Raw genomic sequence first — 7,341 nt, 5'->3', positions numbered from 1 at the left:
TCGCGATCACAGCGCTTCGATAAAGGCCGGGCTGTCCGAAAGGGCAGCCCGGTTTTTTTTACGATTTTTCCCGGTTCAGGACAAGCTTTGTTGCGCGACGCAGACGCTTGCGGGCCTGCTTCAGGCCCCTTCGGGCAGGGCGCCCAAATGTTCTTGACAGCAAAATGGAAAGAATCGACACTGGCCGCCTTGTTTGCAGTGCTAAAGAGCAACAACCAAATCATATGAGTAACCACGCCGTCGCACACTGGACCCGCACCTCCGCCACCTGGCTCGGCTGCGCCGTTCCCGTCTCCCTGTTGCTGGCCGCTTGCGGCGGCGGAGGCGGCAGCAAGCCAGCCCCTGCGCCGGCGCCGCCCCCGCCGGTGGCCATCAAGCCGACCGTGTTGGCCCTGGGCGACGCGCGCGCCGCCAAGGGCCTGGACGGCCAGGCGCTGCTCGGCTTCCGTCTGGCGCTGCGCGCCGACGCGAATTTCCCGGCCCAGGTCAGCTTCACGGTCGAAGGCGGCACCGGCGGCGCCAGCTGCGCAGCCGGCGTCGACTACCTGACCCCGGCCAGCACCAGCATGAGCCTGGCCAGCGGCAGCAGCCAACGCCAGTTCAACCTGCAGGTCTGCCCAGGCAGCGCCAGCGCCGACAAGGTCCTGACGGTGCGCTGGAACGACGGCGCCAACAGCGGCACGGCGAGCGGCACCATCCGTGCCAACAGCGTTGCGGCCGGCGCCGGCATCGACAACAGCAAGCGCCTGAACGACACCGGCATCGCGGCCTGCGCCAGCGCCGGCGCAAACGGACTGGCTTGTCCGCAAACCGGCTTCGCCGGCCAGGATGCCGAGACCGGACGCGACGCCAACGAGCGCGTGGTCGGCCAGGGCAGCTACAAGACGAGCGGCTTCGTCATGACCGTGCTGCCGGGATCGGCCTGCGTGCAGGACAGCGTCACCGGCCTGGTCTGGGAAGGCAAGAGCGGCACCGGCCTGCATGCGCCGGACAACACGTATACCTGGCTGCTGCGCAATGGCGCCAATGGCGGCGCGGCCGGCACCGCCAACGGCGGCGTCTGCAGCGGCAGCAACTGCGACACCGAGAGTTTCGTGGCCGCCGTCAATGCCGAGCGCTGGTGCGGCTTCTCCGACTGGCGCCTGCCGACGGCCGACGAGCTTTCTGGCATCGTCGACGCCGGCGCCACCGTTGCGCCGACCATCCGCGCGCAGTTCGCCGGCCAGGCCGCGGCGCCATACTGGAGCGCCTCGCCCAAGGCGGGTGACGCCGCCGGCGCCTGGATGGTCGACTTCAACAGCGGCGTGGTCGGCGCGGCCGCCAAGACCAGCCCGCAACGCGTGCGCCTGGTGCGCGGCAACTGACCGTCACCCGACCCAACTCTCGGCAACCGAACACGGAGTCCACATGAAATTCCCACTGCGTCACTGCGCGCTGGCGCTGGCCGTCCTGCTGGGCGCGGCGCCACTCGCCCAGGCCGCCTGCAACGGCATCGACATCGCGGCCGACACCCCGGATGCGCGCTTCAAGGACGGCGCCGGCGGCGTGGCCGACAGCGCCACCGGCCTGGTCTGGAAGCGCTGCCCGGAAGGCCTGGGCGGCGCCGCCTGCGACAGCGGCACGCCGGTCACCGGCAACTGGGGCGAAGCCCTGGCGCGCGTCGCCGCCGTCAACGCGGCCGGCGCGACCCTGGGCGAGGGCCACAGCGACTGGCGCCTGCCGAACCGTAACGAACTCGCCTCGCTGGTCGAGCGCAAGTGCACCGCGCCGGCCATCAACGCCTCGGTGTTCCCGCGCACCCCGGCCCAGAGCTTCTGGACCGCTTCGCCCTACAGCCTGAATGCGGGCCTGGCGTGGTACGTGGACTTCAACGCCGGCGACGTCGCCGCCGCGCCGAAGACCGGCGCCCGCAACATCCGCCTGGTCCGCGGCGGAAACTGACGCGCTGTACCCGGCAACCCATAGCAAGACACCGCACCCCATAACAACACAACACCATGCACGGGCACTGAGGACAGGGCCCGGCCAACAGCCAACACTGGAGATTCACATGTTCAAGCAAGTCGTTCCCGTCAACCAGCAGCGCCACGCTGGCAAGAAGATCAAGCAGGTCGAGGGCTTCGGCTTCGCCTCGCAGTTCCACATCGCCTACGTGACCACCCACGAGTTCGTGCGCTCGGCCGCGATCTACCCGCTGGTCTTCATCGAAGACAAAGAGAAGGACGAGTTCCGTCCGGTCGCCCTGCTGGGCCTGGACGCGGGCGAGAACCTGTTCGTCGGCGAGAACGGCAAGTGGTCGGCTTCCTACGTGCCGGCGATCATCCGCCGCTACCCGTTCGCACTGTCGCAGGCGAGCGATGACGGCCGCTTCCTGGTCTGCGTCGACGAAGGCAGCGAGCTGCTGAGCGACACCGAAGGCACCCCGCTGTTCAACGAGCAGGGCGAGCCGACCGAAGTGATCGAGAACGTCAAGCGCTACCTGTCGGAACTGCAGCAGATGGACGCCATTACCGCCGAGTTCTGCAAGTTCCTGGCCAAGAACAACCTGTTCGTGCCGCTGAACATGCGCGTGCGCCAGAACGACAAGATCAAGAACATCTCGGGCTGCTACGTCATCAACGAAGAGCGCCTGAACAACCTGTCGGACGAGCTGTTCCTGGAAATGCGCACCAAGCACTACCTGCCGGCCATCTACGCCCAACTGACCTCGCTGTCGCAGATCGAGCGCCTGGTCATGCTGAAGGACGAGCAGGCCAAGCCGGCCGCCTGATTCCAGGCCGGGCAGGCCTGCGCCTGCCGAACCATGTCGGGCCCGCAGCTGCACCAGCTGCGGGCCCGACGCGATTCTACGCCCCGTTTTTTTGGCATTTATGGCAATGACCGTGTTGAACCCGCTGCATCCTCCATTGCGTCTTCCGCTGCGTGCGACGCGCCGTGCCTGCGCGCTGCTGGCGCTCGGCCTGGCCTGCGCCGGCGCGCCGGCTGCACCGGCCGGGGCAGGGGTGTTCGACCCGGCCGCCGCCCGCCCAGCTTCGGCTCCGGCCGCGGCCCTGAAGGGCAACGTGGTGCTGACCCCGAAACTGCTGTTGCAGCTGGTCGCCGGCCACAGCGCCGAAGTGGCCTACAGCCGCGCCCAGATCGAGGTCGCCGGTGAACTCAGCAAGGCCGAGGCGGCGCTATACGAGATGGTGCTGTTTTCCAGCCTGCGCAAGGACGATACGCTGCGCCAGCGCACCGTCGAGGAACGCATCTCGAGCATCGCCACCAGCAAACTCGACGTGCTCGACGAGCGCCTGCAAACGGCCGAGGTCGGGCTGCGCGAACGCCTGCCCAGCGGCGCCGACATCAGCCTCAGCTACCGCGCGCGCCAGCAGCGCAACAACATCATCGCCAGCGCCTCGCCGAGCGATACCCAGTACGACGGCGCCCTGGTGCTGCAACTGCGTCAGCCGCTGCTGCGCGGCTTCGGCAAGAGCGTCATCGAAACCGACCTGAAGGTGGCGCGGGCCGAGGAAAAGATCGCGTCCCTGCAGTACCGCCAGCAGCTCCTGAAAAGCGGGAACGACGCCCTGGCCCTGTACTGGCAGCTGTACCGGGCGCTGGAAGTGAGCCGCATCCGTGAGCAGGCGCTCGACTACGCACGTCGTGTCGAAGCCGACACCCTGGCGCGCATCGAGGCCGGCAAGCTCGCCGCCAGCAACAGGATCGAGGCGCGCAGCGCCGTGCTGGTGCGCGAGGTCGAGCAGATCCGCGCGGCCCAGGGCGTGCGCGAGGTGCAGTCGCGCCTGGAGACCCTGTTGAACGTGCCGAACCTGTCCGAGCAGATCACGCTGTCGGTGCCGGCGAACGCCGCCGAAGCCAGCCGCGTCGAGCCGACTAGCCTGGCGCAGCGCTATGCCGACGCCCTGGGCCGCTGGCCGGCGCTGGGCATTGCGCGCCTGCGCCACGAACAGGCCGGCATCCGCCTCGACTACGCGCGCAACCAGAGCCTGCCGGCGCTCGACCTGGTGCTGAGCAATACCCGCACCGGTTTGTCGGGCAGCTACGGCACCGCGCGCGAACTGACCGAGGGCGGCCACTATCCGTCGTGGTCGATCGGCGTGAACCTGGAAGTGCCGCTCGGCGGTAACCAGAAAGCGCGCTCGCAGGCGCGCGCCCAGGATGCGCGCGTGCACCAGGCCGAGCTCGAGGTCGACTCGATCCGCTCGGCGCTGGCGAACGACGTGCGCACGCGCTGGGAACAGGCGCGCGCCGGCCTTGATGAAGTCGAGCGCATGCGCGCCGACATCGAACTGCGCACCGAGATGCTGCGCATCGAACGCGTGCGCTACGACGCCGGCATGGGGCTGCTGTCCCAGTTGCTGCTGCGCGAATCCGAACTCACCGAAAGCCGCCAGCGCCTGGTCGACAGCCTGGCACGCATGGGGCAGGCCAACGACGCCCTGCTGTACGCCGACGGCAGCCTGCTCGACCACTATGCCATCACCCTGGAACACTGACATGCCTCTTCTCCGTCCGCGTGCACGCCTGAACCTTACCGCTGCGCTGGCCGGCGCCCTGTTCGCCGCCGCACTGCCGGCCCTGGCCACCGAATACGTGGGCCTGGTCCACCCGAAGAACGAGCTCACCCTGAGCATGGGCGTGCCCGGCGTGGTGGCCCGCCTCGACGCCCGGCCCGGCCAGGCGGTGCGCGCCGGCCAGACCCTGATGGTGCTCGACGACCGCATGCAGGCGCTGGAAGTGTCGCGGCGCCAGGTGGTCTATGAAGACAACAGCGAGCTGAATGCGGCGCGCGACCGCGTGCGCGTGCTGCAGGGGATGTACGAGAGCACCAAGCGCGTCTACGACAGCACCGGCTCGATCAGCCGCGACGAGATGGGCAAGCTCGAGGTCGAGTATTCCGGCGCCCGCGCGCGCCTGGAACAGCTGCAGGCGCAGAAGCGCCGCGAAAAGGTGGAATACGACAGCGCCCTGCAGGAACGCGCGCTGCGCGCCCTGAATGCACCGCGTGGTGGGGTGCTGACCCGCGTCGAGCCAAAGGCCGGCGAGTGGATCAAGCCGGGCGAAGTCCTGATGGTGCTGGTCGACGCCTCGCAGCTGTACCTGACCACGAATGTGCCCCTGAGCGCGGTGCCGGGCCTGAAGGCGGGCCGCGAGATCGGCGTGCGCTTCGAGGACGCCGCCGGCAGCGCGCCGGCCAAGGGCCGCGTGAGCTACGTGTCGAGCGTGGCCGACGCCGCCAGCGGCCTGGTCGAGGTGCGCGTCGACGTGCCGAACCCGGGCCTGCGCATCCGCCCCGGTATCAAGGGCATGATCGACCTGCCGCTGCGCCAGGCCGGCGCCAACTGAACGATCCGGAGCTTCGATGAACCGCCCAGCAGACTTCCAGCCGCCCGCCGGCACCCCGGCCCCGCGCGACGCCAGCACCGTGATCCGCGACCTGACGGCGCTGCGCCGCCAGCCGCGCGAACGCCTCGGTTACTGGAACGACTATTGCACGCTGCTGCGCGAGCTGTGCCGCGCCGGCACGGCCTTGCTGGTGCAGCGCGGCCCCGCTTCCCCAGGCACCCCTGGCGAATGGCGCCTGCTCGGCGGCGCCGCCGGCGACGACTGGGCGCTGCGCCACTGGCCGGCCGTGGTTGCCGGCCGCGCCGGCCAGCCGCTGGAGAAGGGTTTCGCGGTGGCGCCGCTGCAGGACGAGGCAGGGCGCCTGCGCATGCTGGCCCTGGTGCAGGTGAGCGGCCTGCCCGATGCGCTGCTGGTGATCGACATCCCCGAGAGCGAACGCGCGCAGCTGAACGAACTGCTGATGCGGGCGATGCTGGTGGCCGACGTCGGCGCCAGTGTGTCCGCCGCGTCTGCCCCGGCCCCTTCGCTCGACAAGAAGCCCGCGGATAAACAGGCGTCATCGGCGCTGGCCGCCTTTACCGGCAAGCCGGATACCGCCCCTGCCGGCGCCGACACCGACACCGCCGCCCTGTTCGACCTGACCGCCCAGGTGGTCGCCGAGCCGAGATTCGACGCCGCCACGCTGGTGCTGGTCAACGGCCTGGCCGCCCACTACGGCGCCTCGCTGGTGGCGCTCGGCTGGCGCCACGGCGGCGCGGTGCGCACCGTGGCCCTGAGCCACGTCGACCGTTTCGAACGCAACACCGAACAGGTGCAGCTGCTCGACGAGGCCTTCCTCGAAGCCCTGGGTCAGCCCGGTCCGGTGTGGATCGGCCTTGATCTCAATCCCGAAGCCGAAGCCGGCGCGCCGGTGCTGGCGCGCGTCGCCCGTTCGCTGACGCTGGCGCGCATGTACGCGCTGCCGGTGCCCGATGGCGTCGGCGGCACCCGCGCCGTGCTGCTGTTCGGCTTTGCCGGTGCCGCGGCCAGCCCGCCGGCGCCGCGCGCGCTGCTGCAGACCATGGGCTTCCTCCAGCCCTGGCTCGAAGCCCAGCGCGGGCGCGAGCGCTGGTGGGGCCTGCGCCTGCGCGACTGGACCGGCCAGCGCCTGGCGCGCTGGCTGGGGCCGGGCCGGGTCTGGACCCGCAGCGCGGTGGCGGCGCTGTCGGTGCTGCTGCTGTTCGCCGTGTTCGGCACCTGGGATTACCGGATCGAGGCCAGCGCCCAGCTGAGCACCGACAGCACGCGCCTGATCAGCGCCCAGTTCGACGGCCGCGTCGACGCGGTGCAGGCGACGGCAGGCGACGTGGTGAAAGCCGGCGCGCCGCTGGCCGCGCTCGACACGCGCGAACTGCGCCAGCAGCAGCTCGACCTCGGTGCCGAACGCCAGCGCCTCGGCGCCGAAGCCGACAAGGCGCGCGCCACCGGCAACCTGGCCGACCTCGGCATCGCCCAGGCGCGTGCGGCCCAGGCCGACGCCCGCCTGGCGCGCGTGGCGCAGTACCTGGCCCAGGCCCAGACCGTGGCCCCGTTCGACGGCGTGGTGGTGGCCGGCGAGCGCAAGGACCTGCTGAATGCGCCGGTGAAGAAGGGCGACAATCTGTTCCGCATCTCGCGCATCGACGGCCTGTACGTCGAGATCATGGTGCCCGAGCGCGACGTGCGCTTCGTGCATCCGGGCGCGCACGGCGAACTGCGCCTGATCGGCCGCCCCGACGAAACGATCGGCTTCACCCTGGCCACCGTGATTCCCGTGGCCCAGGTCAAGGGGCAGGAAGGCAACCACTTCCTGGTCAAGGGCCGGCTCGACGGCGCGCCGCAGGCCTGGTGGCGCCCCGGCATGAGCGGCATCGTGCAGCTCGACGGCGGACGCCGCAACGTGGCCTGGATATGGACCCACCGCCTGGTCGATTCGCTGCGCATGAAGCTCTGGTGGCTGGGCTGAGGAGGGCG

6 protein-coding genes are annotated in these 7,341 nt (G+C 70.1%); all 6 read left to right on the top strand.

Features of this window, described 5'->3' with window-relative positions; all coding sequences use genetic code 11:
* Positions 1-224 precede the first annotated feature (224 nt).
* The 6 genes from ACWYRN_RS22975 to ACWYRN_RS22950 all read left to right on the top strand — a co-directional run bounded on the left by ACWYRN_RS22975 (position 225) and on the right by ACWYRN_RS22950 (position 7,333).
* Positions 225-1,364 carry an Lcl C-terminal domain-containing protein gene (locus tag ACWYRN_RS22975; protein WP_488690118.1) on the top strand — a complete coding sequence of 380 codons (1,140 nt, stop codon included), beginning with the start codon at positions 225-227 and terminating at the stop codon, positions 1,362-1,364.
* 43 nt (positions 1,365-1,407) lie between these two features.
* Positions 1,408-1,941 carry an Lcl C-terminal domain-containing protein gene (locus tag ACWYRN_RS22970; RefSeq protein ID WP_488690116.1) on the top strand — a complete coding sequence of 178 codons (534 nt, stop codon included), beginning with the start codon at positions 1,408-1,410 and terminating at the stop codon, positions 1,939-1,941.
* 109 nt (positions 1,942-2,050) lie between these two features.
* The gene (locus ACWYRN_RS22965) at positions 2,051-2,770 is read left to right on the top strand and encodes a SapC family protein (protein WP_229435884.1); all 720 of its coding nucleotides are present in this window, start codon (positions 2,051-2,053) and stop codon (positions 2,768-2,770) included.
* Positions 2,771-2,906: 136 nt separating this feature from the next.
* Positions 2,907-4,499: a TolC family protein gene (locus tag ACWYRN_RS22960; RefSeq protein ID WP_488690114.1), complete on the top strand. Its 1,593-nt coding sequence runs from the start codon at positions 2,907-2,909 to the stop codon at positions 4,497-4,499.
* 1 nt (position 4,500) lies between these two features.
* The gene (locus ACWYRN_RS22955) at positions 4,501-5,349 is read left to right on the top strand and encodes an efflux RND transporter periplasmic adaptor subunit (RefSeq protein WP_488690113.1); all 849 of its coding nucleotides are present in this window, start codon (positions 4,501-4,503) and stop codon (positions 5,347-5,349) included.
* Positions 5,350-5,365: 16 nt separating this feature from the next.
* Complete coding sequence (locus ACWYRN_RS22950) at positions 5,366-7,333, top strand: efflux RND transporter periplasmic adaptor subunit (RefSeq protein WP_488690111.1); 1,968 nt, start codon at positions 5,366-5,368, stop codon at positions 7,331-7,333.
* The last annotated feature ends 8 nt before the right edge of the window (positions 7,334-7,341 follow it).

The organism is Massilia sp. BAP21, assembly GCF_057801335.1.
This window is presented reverse-complemented; position numbering and strand designations above follow the sequence as displayed.

What these genes read in the sequence shown, in the direction of transcription:
- ACWYRN_RS22950 (WP_488690111.1), top strand. Translation starts at nt 5,366, where the DNA reads ATGAACCGCCCAGCAGACTTCCAGCCGCCCGCCGGCACCCCGGCCCCG.
- ACWYRN_RS22965 (WP_229435884.1), top strand. Translation starts at nt 2,051, where the DNA reads ATGTTCAAGCAAGTCGTTCCCGTCAACCAGCAGCGCCACGCTGGCAAG.
- ACWYRN_RS22975 (WP_488690118.1), top strand. Translation starts at nt 225, where the DNA reads ATGAGTAACCACGCCGTCGCACACTGGACCCGCACCTCCGCCACCTGG.
- ACWYRN_RS22955 (WP_488690113.1), top strand. Translation starts at nt 4,501, where the DNA reads ATGCCTCTTCTCCGTCCGCGTGCACGCCTGAACCTTACCGCTGCGCTG.
- ACWYRN_RS22970 (WP_488690116.1), top strand. Translation starts at nt 1,408, where the DNA reads ATGAAATTCCCACTGCGTCACTGCGCGCTGGCGCTGGCCGTCCTGCTG.